Annotated in this window: 13 protein-coding genes and 1 pseudogene; 11 read left to right on the top strand and 3 right to left on the bottom strand. The window is 70.3% G+C overall.

The annotated features are described in order from the left end of the window. Window positions 1-24: 24 nt before the first annotated feature. The 3 genes and pseudogenes from IE263_RS17325 to IE263_RS17315 form a co-directional block, all read left to right on the top strand. Window positions 25-954, top strand: a pseudogene (locus tag IE263_RS17325) (replication initiator); the annotation flags it as partial. After that, window positions 951-1,148 (top strand): helix-turn-helix transcriptional regulator, encoded by a 198-nt coding sequence (locus IE263_RS17320; RefSeq protein WP_189937361.1) that lies wholly within the window; start codon window positions 951-953, stop codon window positions 1,146-1,148. The pseudogene IE263_RS17325 and the gene IE263_RS17320, both read left to right, overlap by 4 nt. Then, a complete protein-coding gene (locus IE263_RS17315) occupies window positions 1,148-2,389 on the top strand; it encodes a tyrosine-type recombinase/integrase (protein WP_189937359.1) in 1,242 nt (413 codons plus the stop codon). The genes IE263_RS17320 and IE263_RS17315 overlap by 1 nt, the downstream gene beginning before the upstream one ends. A 20-nt stretch (window positions 2,390-2,409) precedes the next feature. Here IE263_RS17315 and IE263_RS17310 read toward each other — a convergent pair whose 3' ends face one another. After that, on the bottom strand, window positions 2,410-3,510 hold the full coding sequence (locus IE263_RS17310) for a CAP domain-containing protein (protein ID WP_189937357.1): 1,101 nt from the start codon (window positions 3,508-3,510) through the stop codon (window positions 2,410-2,412). A gap of 190 nt (window positions 3,511-3,700) precedes the next feature. On the opposite strand from IE263_RS17310, the gene IE263_RS17305 reads away from it, so the two are divergent. The 4 genes from IE263_RS17305 to IE263_RS17290 all read left to right on the top strand — a co-directional run bounded on the left by IE263_RS17305 (window position 3,701) and on the right by IE263_RS17290 (window position 10,149). Next, window positions 3,701-3,982 (top strand): acylphosphatase, encoded by a 282-nt coding sequence (locus IE263_RS17305; RefSeq protein ID WP_189937355.1) that lies wholly within the window; start codon window positions 3,701-3,703, stop codon window positions 3,980-3,982. Window positions 3,983-4,362: 380 nt separating this feature from the next. Then, the gene (locus IE263_RS17300) at window positions 4,363-4,566 is read left to right on the top strand and encodes a hypothetical protein (protein ID WP_073491170.1); all 204 of its coding nucleotides are present in this window, start codon (window positions 4,363-4,365) and stop codon (window positions 4,564-4,566) included. Window positions 4,567-4,788: 222 nt separating this feature from the next. After that, the gene (locus IE263_RS17295; protein ID WP_189937353.1) at window positions 4,789-8,511 is read left to right on the top strand and encodes an SMC hinge domain-related protein; all 3,723 of its coding nucleotides are present in this window, start codon (window positions 4,789-4,791) and stop codon (window positions 8,509-8,511) included. A 219-nt stretch (window positions 8,512-8,730) separates the two neighbouring features. Beyond that, the gene (locus tag IE263_RS17290) at window positions 8,731-10,149 is read left to right on the top strand and encodes a sugar porter family MFS transporter (RefSeq protein ID WP_189937352.1); all 1,419 of its coding nucleotides are present in this window, start codon (window positions 8,731-8,733) and stop codon (window positions 10,147-10,149) included. Between the two features lie 101 nt (window positions 10,150-10,250). Here the strand turns inward: IE263_RS17290 and IE263_RS17285 are convergent, their stop codons facing one another. Then, on the bottom strand, window positions 10,251-11,219 hold the full coding sequence (locus IE263_RS17285) for an LLM class flavin-dependent oxidoreductase (RefSeq protein WP_189937350.1): 969 nt from the start codon (window positions 11,217-11,219) through the stop codon (window positions 10,251-10,253). 133 nt (window positions 11,220-11,352) lie between these two features. On the opposite strand from IE263_RS17285, the gene ftsY reads away from it, so the two are divergent. Then, entirely contained in the window at window positions 11,353-12,555 is a 1,203-nt protein-coding gene (gene ftsY, locus IE263_RS17280; protein ID WP_189937348.1) for a signal recognition particle-docking protein FtsY, read from the top strand. Between the two features lie 122 nt (window positions 12,556-12,677). Here ftsY and IE263_RS17275 read toward each other — a convergent pair whose 3' ends face one another. After that, window positions 12,678-13,340 (bottom strand): bifunctional DNA primase/polymerase, encoded by a 663-nt coding sequence (locus IE263_RS17275; RefSeq protein ID WP_189937346.1) that lies wholly within the window; start codon window positions 13,338-13,340, stop codon window positions 12,678-12,680. 448 nt (window positions 13,341-13,788) lie between these two features. Between IE263_RS17275 and nsdA the strand changes: the two genes are divergently transcribed. From nsdA to IE263_RS17260, 3 genes are all read left to right on the top strand, one after another. Further along, complete coding sequence (gene nsdA, locus IE263_RS17270; RefSeq protein ID WP_189937344.1) at window positions 13,789-15,282, top strand: transcriptional repressor NsdA; 1,494 nt, start codon at window positions 13,789-13,791, stop codon at window positions 15,280-15,282. Between the two features lie 403 nt (window positions 15,283-15,685). Further along, window positions 15,686-17,035 (top strand): ammonium transporter, encoded by a 1,350-nt coding sequence (locus tag IE263_RS17265; RefSeq protein ID WP_189937342.1) that lies wholly within the window; start codon window positions 15,686-15,688, stop codon window positions 17,033-17,035. Then, window positions 17,032-17,370, top strand: coding sequence for a P-II family nitrogen regulator (locus tag IE263_RS17260; protein ID WP_003997576.1), 339 nt, complete (start codon window positions 17,032-17,034; stop codon window positions 17,368-17,370). Before IE263_RS17265 ends, IE263_RS17260 begins: the two co-directional genes overlap by 4 nt. The last annotated feature ends 15 nt before the right edge of the window (window positions 17,371-17,385 follow it).

The following is a 17,385-nucleotide window of genomic DNA, read 5'->3' as shown; positions in this document are numbered from 1 at the left end:
CGGGCCGTGGTCCAGGGATCCGCCCTGGGCACGGCCCTGGACCCCGGCTCGTACGACTACGCGGGCGCGGTGCTGTTCAACAACTTCGCCGGGGACCTGTGGCGCCGCTTCACCATCTACCTCCGCCGCGAGCTCGCCGCCCGCGCGGGCCTGACCCAATCGGAGCTGAAAGAGGTGTGCCGGGTCTCCTTCGGCAAGGTCGCCGAGTTCCAGAAACGCCGGGCCGTGCACTTCCACGCCGTGGTGCGCCTCGACGGACCCGACGGGCCCGACACCTCCCTGCCGGCCTGGGCCACAACCGCGCTCCTGGACGAGGCGATCCGCGCGGCTGCCGGACGCGTCTCCGTACCCGTGCCCGCGTCCGGCGACTTCCCCGCCCGCACCCTGCGGTGGGGCTCGCAGGTCGACGTACAGCCGATCGGCGCCCTGGGCCACGAGGAGCTGACCGAACAGGCCGTGGCCTCCTACGTGGCCAAGTACGCCACCAAGGCGGCCGAGACCACCGGCACCGTTGACCACCGCATCGGGGAGCTCTCCGAGCTGGACAAGCTCCCCCTGCCCGCCCACACGCGGCGGCTCATCGAAGCCTGCTGGGACCTGGACGACGCCTACCCGGAACGGCTCCTGGCCCGGTGGGCTCACATGCTCGGGTTCCGCGGGCACTTCTCGACCAAGTCCCGCCGCTACTCCACCACCCTCGGCGCCCTGCGCCAGGTGCGCGCCGACTACCGCGCCCGGCAGGAACGCCGCGAACGGGGGCTCTCCGAAGACCTCGATGACTCGGAGGGCTCCACGCTCGTGCTCGCCCACTGGACCTACGCCGGACAAGGCCACACTCCCGGCGAATCCTGGCTCGCCGCAACCATCGCAAAGGAGATCCAACTGAACCGAGAAACCGCCCGTGAGGCCCTGGCCGACCAACCCGCCCCGAAGGACTGGGAGGTGTGCGCATGAAGCGACCGCTTCCCACTCAGTACCTGACCCCGGAAGACCTCGTCATCCTGCTGCGCCTGCCCAGCGTCGAAACCGTCTACCAGTGGCGGCGCAAGGGCATCGGCCCCCGCGGCTTCCGCGTCGGCCGACACCTCCGCTTCGACCCCGAGGACGTGCGGGCCTGGGTCGAGTCCCTCATGGAAGGGGCCGCCTGATGGCCGGACACATCCAAGACCGCTGGTACAAGACCGAGACCGGATCTGACGGCAAGCCCCACAAGCTCAAGACTGATCGCTACGGCGTTGGCCTGCGGTACCGCGCCCGATACATCGGGCCGGACGGCTCCGAGAAGTCAAAGAGCTTCCCGGACAAGCAGAAGCGCAAGGCGGAGCAGTGGCTGGCCAACATCGAGGCGGACATGTCGCGTGGCGACTACGTCGACCCGGACGCAGGCAAGGTCACGTTCGAGCAGTACGCCACCGAGTGGATGACCACGCAGATCACGGACCCCCTGACGCGTGAGTCGGTCGAGAGTCGGCTACGGCTCCACGCGATTCCGTACCTGGGCACTCGGCCCATGGGATCGTTCACCCCTTCTCATCTCCGCCTCTGGCTACGAACCCTGGAAGATCGAGGGCTGTCGGCGGGGTACCGACGCGGGATCTTCGCGCGCGTCTCGACCGTCTTCACCGCCGCTGTTGAGGACCGGATCATTCGAGCGAATCCGTGCAGCGCTCGATCCGTGCGGGCGCCCCGGCTCGAGCCTCGCAAGGTCAAGCCCTGGCCTGTCGGACGGGTCATGGCCGTTCGAGCGGCGCTGCCAGACCGCTACCAAGCTCTGGTCAGCGTCGCGGCCGGCCTCGGCCTACGGCAGGGTGAGGCCTTCGGCCTGGCCGTGGAAGACGTGGACTTCCTCGGCGGCGTGGTGCACGTCGTGCGACAGGTCAAGTTGCTTCAACGTCATCGACCGGTGTTCGCTCCGCCGAAGGGTGGCAAGGAACGTGACGTACCTCTGCCTGAGTCCGTCGCGTTCGCGCTCGCTGGCCACCTGAAGCACCACCCGGCTACAGAGGTCACCTTGCCGTGGAAGACCCTCGACGGCCCGCCGGTCACGGCATCGCTGATCTTCACCGGCTCCATGGGTCTGGCGCTGGACCGCAACCGCTTCAATGATCGCGTATGGCGTCCAGCCCTTCGGGCCGTGGACGTCGAGACGGGGCGGGACAACGGCATGCACGCGCTGAGGCACTTCTACGCCTCGGTGCTCCTGGACGCGGGGGAGAGCATCAAGGCCCTGAGTGAGTACCTGGGGCACCACGACCCCGGCTTCACGCTGCGCACGTACACGCACCTGATGCCGTCGAGCGAGACCCGAACCCGGGCCGCCGTTGATCGCGTCTTCGGGGACGACGAACCCGCGGATGACGGCCCAGAGACGGCCCAGGAAGGTTCCTAGGCCTCTGACCTGCGGTTATCTCAGTACCCGAAGTTCTGGGTCCACCAGGGCCCGCCGGACCCGAAGTGCACGCCGACGCCCAGGGTCTTGAAGTCGCAGTTCAGTATGTTGGCGCGGTGGCCGGGGCTGTTCATCCAGGCCTCCATCACCGCTGCCGCGTCGGTCTGCCCCCGCGCTATGTTCTCGCCGCCGAGGTCGGATATGCCGGCCTTCGCGGCCCGATCCCAGGGGGTCGCCCCGTCCGGGTCGGTGTGGTCGAAGAAGCCCCGCGCGGCCATGTCCTCACTGAACTTCTCGGCGAGATCCGCCAGCGCGCTGTTCGCGGCGAGGGGACTGCAGCCGACCTTGGAGCGCTCCTCGTTGACGAGCTTGAGGACCTCCGCAGCAGCCTGGGCCTCGGCCGAGACCGTCACCGGGGTGGTCTTCTCCGGCGCCTTCGTGGCCGCCCTGGACGGGGTCTTCTCCGGTTCCTTCGTCGGCGTGGCCTTCGGCTTCTCGGTGGTCGGCGACGCGCTGGGCGACGCCTTGGAGGCCGAGGGGGCGGGGGACGAGGACGACGCCGAAGCCGAGGGCGACGTGGACCGGCCGGCGTCGCGGCTGGTCGTCGTACCGTCACGGTCGGCCTCGAGGGAGCCCGACGTGCCGCCCTGCTCGGAGGCCGAGTTGGTCGGCGAGTCGGCGGCCTGCACCTTGTCGGCGCCACCGCCCCCGCCGATCTGGTAGTTGTCGAGGCCGGGCACCACGCCCGAGGCCACCGCGACCGTGCCGAGGGCGACGGCCGCGGACACTCCGAGCAGACCCGTCTTGACCGGTGTCACGGCCTTCCTCTTGCGCCGGCGGCTCGAACCGCCCCGCCCCGAGCCCGGCCGGCGCCCGCCGTCGTCCGGCGCGAAGCCCTCGGCCGAGAGGACCGCGGTGTCGGCCGACGCCCGGGTGTACTCGTCGTCCGTCGCGTACAGGTACTCCTGGCTCCTGGCGACGGAGTCGGCGTACGCCTCCGCGTTCAGGTACGGAGCGATGCCCACGGTGGGGTTGTCGCCGTACGAGTCCTGTGCGTACGAGCCGTCGGTGCGGTCGCCCCCCGTGGCGCGGCCGGCGGCGGAGCGTCGGTGGCGTCCCATGTCCTGGCCTTCCTCGTCCAAACGGTGTCCCTGTGGTCGACCCGCGCGCCCAGTGGCGCATGACTCCGGATGGTCAACCTGACTCACTCGATCGAGTGAGTTTCATATGAGATGCATTGGGTCGGGACGGTACCGCATGCCGCTGGAGGAGGAAGTGTCCCCAGTGACATTGCCTGGTTAGGTTGCATCCATGAGCGAGGATGTACGGCTGGTCGCCTGGGTGCGCGGACACGTCCAGGGCGTGGGTTTCCGCTGGTTCACGCGGGCCAAGGCGCTGGAGATCGGCGGCCTGAGTGGTTTTGCTCTCAATCTGGCCGACGGCCGGGTCCAGGTGGTCGCCGAGGGGGCCCGGGACGGCTGCGAGGGCCTGCTGGACTGGCTCCAGAGTGACGACACGCCCGGGCGCGTGGACGGCGTCACCGAGATATGGGACACACCACGCGGCGGCTACGACGGCTTCGCGGTCCGCTGACGACCGGGCGCCCGGTCGCCGCGCTGAAGCGGAGGGGCATGCCACCGGCAACTGCCCCAAGCAGAAAGGAGCAGGTGGTTGCCAAGAACCGCTTGCGGTGGCAGGCTCCGCACGCAAGGATGATCGCCACGCCCTGAGGGCCCCGCAGGAGTCGCAGCGCCGCCGTTTCCGGCTGCGCGCCCCAGGGTTGCCCGCCGATACGGGGCGTGATCGTGTTGACCGTCAAACTTTTTGGTGAGACGCTGAAAGTACCCCGCGCACCTAGCTGTTTGGCATGGATGAACGGCAGCACGAACAAGATCATGCCAAGCATCGCGGGTGCGAATCCCTCACGACCCACACCGCTTCGGTCGGTCACTCAGTGTGGAGGACCATCCATCATGGCAAAGGCGCTTCTCGGTTACGTCGGCGGCTCCGACCCGCGACTCCTCGCCGAGATGCGACGGCTCCAGCAGCGCGTCCAGGACCTGGAAAACGAGCTCGGACGAATCCAGGCCGAGAACGACGCTCTGACGGCTGCCGCTTCTCACGACAGGTTCATGGAGAGCATCGACGCACACCAGGCGGAGCCTGCGCTCACCTGATCGCTGCACCGCTCCACAACAGCACACGCAGCGGTTGGGCGACTTTTTCAACTGCGTCGGACCGCTTAGTTGTCAGAAGTTGCAAGGGACGCTTCGGCGTCCCTTCTTTCTTTCCCCCGCGCATCCTTTCAGTCTCTTTAACGTCTGGTGTGCCCTGCGCGTTCATGGGTGAAACCGCGGGTTCATGGAGTGAGACATCCCCGGAAGGTAGAGTCCAGCGGCGTGCACCTCAAGGCCCTGACCCTCCGAGGGTTCAAGTCGTTCGCCTCGGCGACCACACTCCGGTTCGAGCCGGGGATCACGTGTGTCGTCGGACCGAACGGCTCGGGCAAGTCCAATGTGGTGGACGCGCTCAGCTGGGTCATGGGCGAACAAGGCGCCAAGTCGCTGCGCGGCGGCAAGATGGAGGACGTCATCTTCGCCGGCACCACCGGCCGCCCCCCGCTGGGCCGCGCCGAGGTGTCCCTGACCATCGACAACTCCGACGGGGCCCTGCCCATCGAGTACGCCGAGGTCACCATCACGCGGATCATGTTCCGCAACGGCGGCAGCGAGTACCAGATCAACGGCGACACCTGCCGTCTCCTCGACATCCAGGAACTCCTGTCCGACTCCGGCATCGGCCGCGAGATGCACGTCATCGTCGGCCAGGGCCAGCTCGACTCGGTGCTGCACGCCGACCCGATGGGCCGCCGCGCCTTCATCGAGGAGGCCGCGGGCGTCCTCAAGCACCGCAAGCGCAAGGAGAAGGCGCTGCGCAAGCTGGACGCGATGCAGGCCAACCTCGCGCGCGTGCAGGACCTGACGGACGAGCTGCGCCGCCAGCTGAAGCCGCTGGGCCGGCAGGCGGCGGTCGCGAGACGAGCGGCCGTCATCCAGGCCGACCTCCGCGACGCCCGCCTGAGGCTCCTCGCCGACGATCTCGTACGGCTGCGGGAGGCCCTCCAGGCCGAGGTCGCCGACGAGGCCGCGCTGAAGGAACGCAAGGAAGCGGCCGAGCAGGAGCTGAAGAGGGCCCTCCAGCGGGAGGCGCTCCTGGAGGACGAGGTCCGGCAGCTCACGCCCCGGCTCCAGCGCGCCCAGCAGTCCTGGTACGAGCTGTCCCAGCTCGCCGAACGTGTCCGCGGCACGATCTCGCTCGCCGACGCGCGCGTGAAGAGCGCCACCTCCGCGCCCCCCGAGGAGCGGCGCGGCCGCGACCCCGAGGACATGGAGCGCGAGGCCGCCCGCATCCGTGAGCAGGAGGCCGAGCTGGAGGCCGCCCTGGAAGCGGCCCAGCGGGCCCTCGACGACACCGTCGCCCACCGCGCCGACCTGGAGCGCGAACTCGCCGTCGAGGAACGGCGCCTGAAGGACGTCGCCCGCGCCATCGCCGACCGCCGCGAGGGCCTCGCCCGACTGCACGGCCAGGTCAACGCGGCCCGCTCCCGCGCCGCCTCCGCCCAGGCCGAGATCGACCGCCTGGCCGCCGCCCGCGACGAGGCCCAGGAACGGGCCGTCGCCGCGCAGGAGGAGTACGAGGCCCTGAAGGCGGAGGTCGACGGCCTCGACGCGGGCGACGCGGAACTCGCCGAGCAGCACGAGGCGGCCAAGCGGCAGCTCGCCGAGGCGGAGGCCGCGCTCAGCGCTGCCCGCGAGGCCGCCACCGCCGCCGAACGCAAGCGCGCCGCGACCCAGGCCCGCCACGAGGCCCTCGCGATGGGCCTGCGCCGCAAGGACGGCACCGGTGCGCTGCTGGCCGCGCAGGAACGTCTCGGCGGGCTGCTGGGACCGGCCGCGGAACTCCTCACGATCACCCCCGGCTACGAGGTCCCCCTCGCCGCCGCTTTCGGCGCCGCCGCCGACGCCCTCGCCGTGACCACCCCGTCCGCCGCCGCCGACGCCATCCGCCTGCTGCGCAAGCAGGACGGAGGGCGGGCGGCGCTGTTGCTGGCAGGGGCACCGGAGGAACCGCCGGCTGCGGAAGTCCGGGCCGGCGGTGACCAGGTGACGGCGTTGCCCGCGCAGGGCGAGGCCGCCTCCGGTGCCGTGTCCGACAGAGCGGGCGCGGACGGGCGAGCCGGCGGTTCCGCCGTACCCGGCGAGGCGGCCGGGACCGGCGACGGCCTGTGGCCCGCCCTCTCCGACTCCGCCGACTCGGCCGGTCCCCCCTTCGCCGCCGACCTCGTCCGCGCCCCCTCCGACCTCAGGCCCGCCGTACGACGGCTGCTGCGGGGGATCGTTGTGGTGGGGACGCTCGAGGACGCCGAGGATCTCGTCTCCGCGCGGCCCGATCTCACCGCCGTCACCGCCGAAGGCGATCTGCTGGGGGCGCACTTCGCGCACGGTGGATCCGCCGGGGCACCCAGTCTGCTCGAGGTGCAGGCCTCTGTGGACGAGGCCGCCGCCGAGCTGGAGGAGCTGGCGGTGCGGTGCGAGGAGCTGACCGGGGCACAGCAGGCGGCGGGGGAGCGGCGCAGGGAGTGTGCCGGGCTCGTCGAGGAGTTGGGGGAGCGGCGGCGGGCCGCCGAGCGGGAGAAGTCGGCTGTCGCCCAGCAGCTCGGGCGGCTCGCCGGACAGGCTCGCGGTGCCGCGGGAGAGGCCGAGCGGTCGGTTGCCGCGGCTGCCCGGGCGCAGGAGGCGCTCGACAAGGCCGTCCAGGAGGCCGAGGAGTTGGCCGAGCGGTTGGCCGTGGCCGAGGAGATGCCGGTGGAGGAGGAGCCGGACACCTCCGTGCGGGACCGGCTGGCCGCCGACGGGGCCAACGCGCGGCAGACCGAGATGGAGGCGCGGCTTCAGGTCCGTACGCACGAGGAGCGGGTCAAGGGGCTGGCCGGACGGGCCGACTCGCTGGACCGGGCCGCCCGCGCGGAACGCGAGGCACGCGCGCGTGCCGAGCAACGGCGGGCGCGGCTGCGGCACGAGGCCGCCGTCGCGGAGGCCGTCGCCTCCGGCGCGCGGCAGTTGCTCGCGCACGTGGAGGTGTCCCTCCAGCGCGCGGACGCCGAACGCGTCGCCGCCGAGGCCGCCAAGGCCCGCCGTGAGCAGGAGCTGGCCGCCGCCCGCGGTGCCGGGCGCGATCTCAAGGCCGAGCTCGACAAGTTGACGGATTCAGTCCACCGGGGCGAGGTACTCGGCGCCGAGAAGCGGCTGCGGATCGAGCAGCTGGAGACGAAGGCGCTGGAGGAGCTGGGTGTCGAACCGGCGGGGCTCATCAGTGAGTACGGACCGCACCAACTGGTGCCGCCCTCGCCCCCCGCCGAGGGCGAACAGCTGCCGGAGGATCCCGAGCACCCGCGCAACCAGCCCAGGCCCTTCGTGCGGGCCGAGCAGGAGAAGCGGCTGAAAGCGGCGGAACGCGCCTACCAGCAGCTCGGCAAGGTGAACCCGCTCGCCCTGGAGGAGTTCGCCGCGCTGGAGGAGCGTCACAAGTTCCTCAGTGAGCAGCTCGAGGACCTGAAGAAGACGCGCGCCGACCTGTTGCAGGTGGTGAAGGAGGTCGACGAGCGCGTCGAGCAGGTCTTCACCGAGGCGTTCCGGGACACCGCCCGCGAGTTCGAGGGCGTGTTCAGCCGGCTGTTCCCCGGCGGTGAGGGGCGGCTGATCCTCACCGACCCCGACAACATGCTCACCACGGGCGTGGACGTCGAGGCCCGGCCGCCGGGCAAGAAGGTGAAGCGGCTGTCGCTGCTGTCCGGTGGCGAGCGGTCGCTGACCGCCGTCGCGATGCTGGTGTCGATCTTCAAGGCGCGGCCCAGCCCGTTCTACGTCATGGACGAGGTCGAGGCCGCCCTCGACGACACCAACCTGCAGCGGCTGATCCGCATCATGCAGGAACTGCAGGAGTCCTCGCAGCTGATCGTGATCACGCACCAGAAGCGCACGATGGAGGTCGCCGACGCGCTGTACGGCGTGTCCATGCAGGGCGACGGTGTGTCAAAGGTGATCTCCCAGCGCCTTCGGTGATCCCTTCACCTCTTCAAAGGCTTCGCTAGCCCGACTCCACTCCTTCAAGTATTGAACACACGGCTCTTACGTGTGCCTGTTTTCTCACACCGTTCCATCCATTGACTTCGAAACTTGAAGGCATAGTCTCTGCATCGTTGCTTTTACCTTCAGGTACCACCGACCTGGAAGGGCTGACCCCCACACCGGCAGCGTTGCCGGTGGCCCGAGGAGTTGAACGTGACCAGCACAGCGCAGGCACCCAAGTCAGGAGCCAGGACGGCTCACCCCGAACATCTCGGGCACGTCATCTTCATCGCGGCGGCCGCCGCGATGGGCGGCTTCCTCTTCGGCTACGACAGCTCCGTGATCAACGGTGCCGTCGAGGCCATCCGCGACCGCTACGACATCGGCTCCGCAGCGCTGGCCCAGGTCATCGCCATCGCCCTGATCGGCTGCGCGATAGGCGCCGCGACCGCCGGCCGCATGGCCGACCGCATCGGCCGTATCCGGGTCATGCAGATCGCCGCCCTGCTGTTCACGGTCAGCGCCGTCGGCTCGGCACTGCCCTTCTCCCTGTGGGACTTCGCTCTCTGGCGTGTCGTCGGCGGGTTCGCCATCGGCATGGCCTCGGTCATCGGCCCCGCCTACATCGCCGAGGTCGCCCCGCCCGCCTACCGCGGTCGCCTCGGCTCCTTCCAGCAGGCCGCGATCGTCATCGGCATCGCGGTGTCGCAGCTGGTCAACTGGGGTCTGCTGAACGCCGCCGACGGCGACCAGCGCGGTGAGCTGATGGGCCTGGAGGCCTGGCAGGTCATGCTCGGCGTCATGGTCGTCCCGGCCGTCCTCTACGGCCTGCTCTCCTTCGCGATCCCCGAGTCCCCGCGCTTCCTGATCTCCGTCGGCAAGCACGAGCGGGCCCGTGAGATCCTCGGCGAGGTCGAGGGCGACCAGATCGATCTCGACGCACGCGTGGCCGAGATCGAGCTCGCCATGAAGAGCGAGCACAAGTCGACCTTCAAGGACCTGCTCGGCGGCTCCTTCTTCTTCAAGCCGATCGTCTGGATCGGTATCGGACTGTCGGTCTTCCAGCAGTTCGTCGGCATCAACGTCGCGTTCTACTACTCCTCGACGCTGTGGCAGTCGGTCGGCGTCGACCCGACGGACTCGTTCTTCTACTCGTTCACGACGTCGATCATCAACATCGTCGGCACCGTGATCGCGATGATCTTCGTGGACCGCGTCGGCCGCAAGCCGCTGGCCCTCATCGGCTCCGTCGGCATGGTGATCGGCCTCGCGCTGGAGGCCTGGGCGTTCTCCTACGACCTGGTCGACGGCAAGCTGCCCGCCACCCAGGGCTGGATCGCCCTGATCGCGGCCCACGTCTTCGTCCTCTTCTTCGCCCTGTCCTGGGGTGTGGTCGTCTGGGTCATGCTCGGCGAGATGTTCCCGAACAGGATCCGCGCCGCCGCCCTGGGCGTGGCCGCCGCCGCACAGTGGATCGCCAACTGGGCCATCACCGCGAGCTTCCCGTCGCTGGCCGACTGGAACCTCTCCGTGACCTACGTGATCTACACGGTCTTCGCCGCGCTCTCCATCCCGTTCGTCCTCAAGTACGTCAAGGAGACGAAGGGCAAGGCGCTGGAGGAGATGGGCTGAGCCTCGTCCCGAGGCCCCTGGACTCGAGGAGACGGGCCAAGTCCCCGCTGCCCTCTCCTCGACACCCGTAAGGCGTACCGCCCCGGCTCGGACCGAACAGGTCAGGCGAGCCGGGGCAGTACGTCTTCGCAGAACAGCCGCAGGCTGCGCCACCCCTCCTCCACGGGCATCCCGCCCGCCAGCGGATGCAGGACGAGGCTGTCGAGCCCCTGCGCCACGCACTCGTCCGGCGTGAGGATCCGGTAGACGCCCTCCGCCCGCAGCTCCTCGACCGTCGACGCCCCCGACCTCACCGCCGAGCGGACACCGCCGTTCTGCCAGGAGGCGTACGTCCGGGCCTCGTGCAGGAAGTGGCCGCCGTACTCGGCCCACGCCCGGTCCGGATCCTCGGCGACGTACAGCAAGGGGGTCTCGGCGGCGGGCATCATCGTCCACCCCTCCGTCCCGTACTCCACGAGCCGCTCCTTGTAGTACGCCTCCAGTTCCGGCAGATGCGCGCTGGGGAAGAACGGCAGCCCGAGCCGGGCGGCCCGACGAGCGGCGGCCCTGGAGGAGCCGCCGACCAGGAGGAGGGGGTGCGGGTCGGACTGAGGGCGCGGGGTGACCCGTACCGTACGGCCCCGGTACTCGAACTCCTCGCCGGTCCATGCCTTCAGCACGGTCTCCAGGAGCTCGTCCTGGAGCCGGCCGCGCTGCTTCCAGTCGACGCCGGCGCGGGCGTACTCCTCGGGCCGGTATCCGATCCCGGCGACGGTGACCAGCCGGCCGCCGCTCAGCAGATCCAGTACGGCGATGTCCTCGGCGAGCCGCAGGGGGTCGTGCAGCGGGCCGATGGCGGCCGACACCGTGACCGCCAGACGCCGGGTCGCCCCCAGCACCGCGCCCGCGAAGGCGAACGGCGCCGGCAGCCAGTTGTTCTCGGCACCGTGGTGCTCCTCCGTCTGGACGGTGGAGATCCCGTGCTCGTCGGCGTACGCGGCCATCTCCAGCGCGGCCCGGTAACGGATACCGAGCGCGACGGGGGAGGCACCGGGGGCGACGAGATTGAAGCGGACGACGGTGACGGGCATGGGAGGCCCCCCTTCGGGTCTGGAGGGCGGACGTTAGCTGACAGGTCGTCAGGTAACCAGGGGTACGCAGTGCCCCGTTCGCAGGCGCGGGCGACCGCCCCGGTGGGGAGGGGTCACGCATACTGGACCCGTTATGGAAACCGTCATCCTTGCTGTAGTCATCGCCGTGGTCGTGCTCGCGGTGCTCGGCGGGCTCGTTGTCGGCAGTCGGCGGAAGAAGCCGTTGCCTCCGCCGCCCCCCGCCGCGCCCGACATCACCGCGCCTCCGGCCGAGCCGCACGTCGGCGACGAGGCCGAGACGCCGCGCGACGAACCGCGCCGCACGATCGAGGAGGTGGACCTCCCGGGCGGCGGTGCTCCCACCGCCGTCGAGGAGCCTCCCGTTGTCGAGGCTCCCGGGATCGAGATCCCGGAGCCCACCGCCGGGCGGCTCGTCCGCCTGCGCGCCCGCCTCTCCCGCTCCCAGAACGCCCTCGGCAAGGGCCTGCTCACACTCCTGTCGCGCGAGCACCTCGACGAGGACACCTGGGAGGAGATCGAGGACACCCTCCTCACCGCCGACGTCGGCGTCCAGCCCACCCAGGAGCTGGTCGAACGGCTGCGTGAGCGGGTGCGGGTGCTCGGTACCCGCACCCCCGACGAACTGCGTGGCCTGCTGCGCGAGGAGCTGCTCAAGCTGGTCGGCACCGAGGTCGACCGCACGGTGAAGACCGAGCCCGAGGACCGCAAGCCGGGCATCGTGATGGTCGTCGGCGTCAACGGCACCGGCAAGACCACCACCACCGGCAAGCTCGCCCGTGTGCTCGTCGCCGACGGCCGCACCGTCGTCCTCGGTGCCGCCGACACCTTCCGGGCCGCCGCCGCCGACCAGCTCCAGACCTGGGGCGAGCGCGTCGGTGCCCACACCGTGCGCGGGCCGGAGGCCGGCGACCCCGCCTCCGTCGCCTTCGACGCGGTGAAGGAGGGCAAGGACATGGGGGTCGACGTGGTCCTCATCGACACCGCCGGCCGCCTGCACACCAAGACCGGCCTCATGGACGAACTCGGCAAGGTCAAGCGTGTCGTCGAGAAGCACGCCCCGCTCGACGAGGTGCTCCTCGTCCTCGACGCGACCACCGGGCAGAACGGGCTCGTCCAGGCCCGGGTCTTCGCCGAGGTCGTCGACATCACCGGCATCGTGCTGACCAAGCTCGACGGCACGGCCAAGGGCGGCATCGTCGTCGCGGTCCAGCGCGAGCTGGGCGTGCCCGTCAAACTGGTCGGGCTCGGCGAGGGCGCGGACGACCTGGCGCCGTTCGAGCCGGAGGCGTTCGTTGACGCCCTTATCGGGGAGTGATCACCACTTACCGATTGCGGTAGGTGATGAAAAGCGCCCGCCCCCCAGGTGCAGTGGGGGACGGGCGCTTTGTCATGGGGGGCATGCGGGTCGGGGGGACCGCGCGAGTGGTGCCGCGCCGGTCAGTACGTCGCGCGCGACCGGTGTGCCACGTACGCCAGCGTCCCCAGCAGCAACCGGGCCGCCGGCGGGCGCGTCGCCGAGTCCAGCGCCGGCGGGCGCAGCCAGCGGACCGGGCCGAGGCCGGCCCGGTCGGAGGGCGGGGCGGTGATGTACGTCCCCGGGCCGAGGCCGCGCAGGTCGAGGGAGGTCGGGTCGTCCCAGCCCATGCGGTAGAGCAGGCCGCCCAGGTCGGCGGCAGCGCCGGGCGCGACGAGGAACTGGGCACGCCCCTCGGGGGTGGCGGTCACCGGGCCGAGCGGGAGGCCCATGCGCTCCAGGCGAGCCAGGGCGCGGCGCCCGGCCGGCTCGGCCACCTCGATCACGTCGAAGGTGCGCCCGACCGGCAGCATCACCGCGGCACCCGGGAAGTCCGCCCAGGTTCTGGTCACGTCGTCGAGCGTGGCACCGGCCGGGATCCGCGGCGCGAACTCCAGGGGATGCGCGCCCGGCGCGGGACAGTCGGCGCGCCCGCAGGAGCACGCGCCCTCCGCGGCGCGCGCGCCGGGCACCGCGTCCCAGCCCCACAGTCCCGTGAACTCGGCGACGGCGGTGCACTCGGACGAGCGACCGCGCCTGCGCGCGCCGGAGCGGATCTCGCGAATGCCGCCGATCGTGAAGCCCATGCCCCCTCCAACGGGTCCGACGCGCCGGTGGTTACGTAGCGGACGCACATCGTGACTGTGCGTACTGTCGACTTACCCGCGCCACTGGATTCATGCGGCGCCCGGAAGCGCACCGGGGCGTGTGTTCGGCCGCGCGCGCCCTTGAGTGCACCGCTCCGCCCACTCCCGGCCGTCCTGTGTCAAGTGAATCGCGTACAGGCCACCGTGAGTTCATCCGAAGGGGTGGCGAATGGTGGCGATTCCGGGATCGCCATGGCTGCAGCCGTGATCGCAGGATTACTTTGAGTGTGCGAGGCCCGGGGGCACATGCCTCTGTGGGTATGCCGGAGGCAAGTCGGCTTTCCGTTCGGGGGGTGAGAACCACCGGACGGCGGGCCCTGTTTACCGGCATTCTGATAAGGCTTGGCGCACTCAAGCGACAAGTGGTCTCAGGGATGGGGGCGTTCCAGTGAGCGGCAACGGCGGTAGCGGGACGAGTGCTGGGAGCGCTGCACACGCTGACAAGCGCCCCAACGAGCTGCTCACCTCCTGGTTCGTGCGCAGCGGCTGGTCCAAGGGCGAGCTCGCCCGCCAAGTCAACCGCCGGGCCCGCCAGTTGGGCGCCAACCACATCTCCACGGACACCTCCCGCGTGCGCCGCTGGCTGGACGGCGAGAACCCTCGCGAACCCATCCCCCGGATCCTGTCCGAGCTGTTCTCCGAACGGTTCGGCTGTGTCGTCTCCGTCGAGGACCTCGGTCTGCGCGCCGCGCGGCAGGCACCCTCCGCGACCGGCGTCGACCTTCCCTGGACGGGCCCGCAGACGGTGGCCCTGCTCAGCGAGTTCTCGCGCAGCGACCTGATGCTGGCGCGGCGCGGCTTCCTCGGAACCTCGCTGGCCCTGTCCGCGGGCCCGTCCCTCATCGAGCCCATGCAGCGCTGGCTCGTCCCCTCGCCGTCCGCCCCGCAGGACGACGCGGCCTCCGTCCCGACCAGCCGCGCCCGCGGCCGGCTCTCCAAGCCCGAGCTGGACCTGCTGGAGTCCACCACCCGGATGTTCCGGCAGTGGGACGCCCAGTGCGGCGGCGGCCTGCGCCGCAAGGCGGTCGTCGGCCAGCTGCACGAGGTGACGGACCTCCTCCAGGAGCCCCAGCCCGAGGCCACCGCCCGCAGGCTCTTCAAGGTCGCCGCCGAGCTGGCCCAGCTGGCCGGCTGGATGTCGTACGACGTCGGGCTCCAGCCGACCGCGCAGAAGTACTTCGTGCTGGCTCTGCACGCCGCCAAGGAGGCCGGGGACCGGCCGCTCGGCTCGTACATCCTGTCCAGCATGAGCCGCCAGATGATCCACCTCGGGCGGCCCGACGACGCCCTGGAACTGATCCACCTCGCGCAGTACGGCAGCCGGGACTGCGCGAGCCCGCGCACCCAGTCGATGCTGTATGCGATGGAGGCCCGCGCCTACGCCAACATGGGACAGCCCGGCCGGTGCAAGCGCGCGGTCCGGATGGCCGAGGACACCTTCGCCGACGCGGCGGAGTGGGACGAGCCGGACCCCGACTGGATCCGCTTCTTCTCCGAGGCCGAGCTGTACGGCGAGAACTCCCACTCCTACCGCGATCTGGCCTATGTCGCCGGCCGCAGCCCCACGTACGCCTCCCTGGCCGAGCCCCTGATGCAGCAGGCCGTGGACCTGTTCGCGAAGGACTCCGACCACCAGCGGTCGTATGTGCTGAACCTGATCGGGATGGCCACCGTCCACCTGCTGCGGCGCGAGCCCGAGCAGAGCGCGGCGCTGGCCGCGCAGGCCATGAAGGAAGCCAAGAAGGTCCGCTCCGAGCGCGTCAACACTCGTATCCGAAAGACCGTCGACACCGCTGTACGCGACTTCGGGGACCTCACCGAGGTCATCGACCTCACCGACCGGCTGGCCATGGAACTGCCGGAGACCGCGGAAGCGGTCTGACGCCCGCAAGAACCCCCAGAGCCCCGGCCGCGGCCGGCCCTCCCGAACTGCCCGACTCGGCTCCCCCATGCCAGGTCATCGGAAGGCCGCCCGCGGCCGGTTTTCCCTTCTTCGCGCCTGAACCGGCGCCGCTCTCGCGGACGTGGCCGGTCGCCGTAGGGGTTCCTCAAGTGATGGTTACGGTGGTCACCAACGAAGGTTGCGCCACGATAACGATCCGGCGGCCGGACATCCGGCAGTTCATCGATGCGTAACACACAAGGCGCCTTCGTCACGGCGGCGAAACAACGAGGGGCTTCCACCGAAACCGCGCTGCGTCAATCTCGTGGCGCATAACCGGCCCACCCCTCAATCCGCTCAGGCTTCGCCCGCACGGGGCCGTACCAATGACGAGGAGACGCCGATGGCATCAGCCGCCATCACGCTTGCGGCGGACGCACCCACGCTGTCGTCCGCCAACACAGGCTTCATGCTCATCTGTTCCGCCTTGGTGATGCTCATGACACCGGGCCTGGCCTTCTTCTACGGAGGCATGGTCCGCGTCAAGAGCACCCTCAACATGCTGATGATGAGCTTCATCAGTTTGGGGATCGTCACCATCCTGTGGGTGCTGTACGGCTTCTCCCTTGCCTTCGGTACGGACTCCGGCAGCCTCATCGGATGGAACTCCGACTGGGTCGGCCTCAGCAACATCGGCCTGACGGAGCTGTGGGACGGCTACACCATCCCGATCTTCGTCTTCCTGGTCTTCCAGCTGATGTTCGCGATCATCACGCCCGCCCTGATCAGCGGTGCGCTCGCGGACCGCGTGAAGTTCAGCGCCTGGGCGCTGTTCGTCGCCCTGTGGGCCACGGTCGTCTACTTCCCGGTCGCGCACTGGGTCTGGGGCGCCGGTGGCTGGGCCTTCGAGCTGGGTGTCATCGACTTCGCCGGTGGTACGGCGGTCCACATCAACGCCGGTGCCGCGGCCCTCGGCGTGATCCTGGTCATCGGCAAGCGCGTCGGCTTCAAGAAGGACCCGATGCGCCCGCACAGCCTGCCGCTGGTCATGCTCGGCGCCGGTCTGCTGTGGTTCGGCTGGTTCGGCTTCAACGCCGGCTCGTGGCTCGGCAACGACGACGGCGTCGGCGCGCTGATGTTCGTCAACACGCAGGTCGCCACCGCCGCCGCCATGCTGGCCTGGCTGGTCTACGAGAAGATCCGCCACGGAGCCTTCACCACGCTGGGCGCCGCCTCCGGCGCGGTCGCCGGTCTGGTCGCCATCACCCCCGCGGGTGGTGCCGTCTCCCCGCTCGGCGCGATCGCCGTCGGCGCCATCGCAGGTCTGCTGTGCGCCATGGCCGTCGGTCTGAAGTACAAGTTCGGCTACGACGACTCGCTCGACGTCGTCGGCGTCCACCTGGTCGGCGGTGTCGTCGGCTCCCTGCTCATCGGCTTCTTCGCCACCGGCAAGGGCCAGTCGGACGTGGCGGGCGTCTTCTACGGCGACCACAAGTTCGACCAGCTCTGGAAGCAGTGCGCCGGTGTCTTCGCGGTCCTCGCCTACTCGCTGATCGTCTCCGCGATCCTCGCCTTCATCCTCGACAAGACGATCGGCATGCGCGTCTCCGAGGACGAGGAGGTGGCCGGCATCGACCAGGCCGAGCACGCCGAGACCGCATACGACTTCAGCGGTGCCGGTGGCGGTGCCGCCCGTAACACCGCCGTCCCGACCCCCGTCGCCGGCGCCGCGAGCAAGAAGGTGGACGCATGAAGCTCATCACCGCCGTCGTGAAGCCCCACCGGCTCGACGAGATCAAGGAGGCCCTGCAGGCCTTCGGCGTCCATGGCCTGACGGTCACGGAGGCCAGCGGTTACGGTCGTCAGCGGGGACACACCGAGGTCTACCGCGGCGCCGAGTACACGGTCGACCTGGTCCCCAAGATCCGCATCGAGGTGCTGGCCGAGGACGACGACGCCGAGCAGCTGATCGACGTCATCGTCAAGGCGGCCCGCACCGGCAAGATCGGTGACGGCAAGGTCTGGTCCCTCCCGGTCGAGACGGCCGTACGGGTTCGCACCGGCGAGCGCGGCCCGGACGCGCTCTGACGGCAGAACAGAACA

Origin of the sequence: Streptomyces aurantiogriseus (genome assembly GCF_014649375.1) — a bacterium.
GTDB lineage: Bacteria > Actinomycetota > Actinomycetes > Streptomycetales > Streptomycetaceae > Streptomyces > Streptomyces aurantiogriseus.
This window is presented reverse-complemented; position numbering and strand designations above follow the sequence as displayed.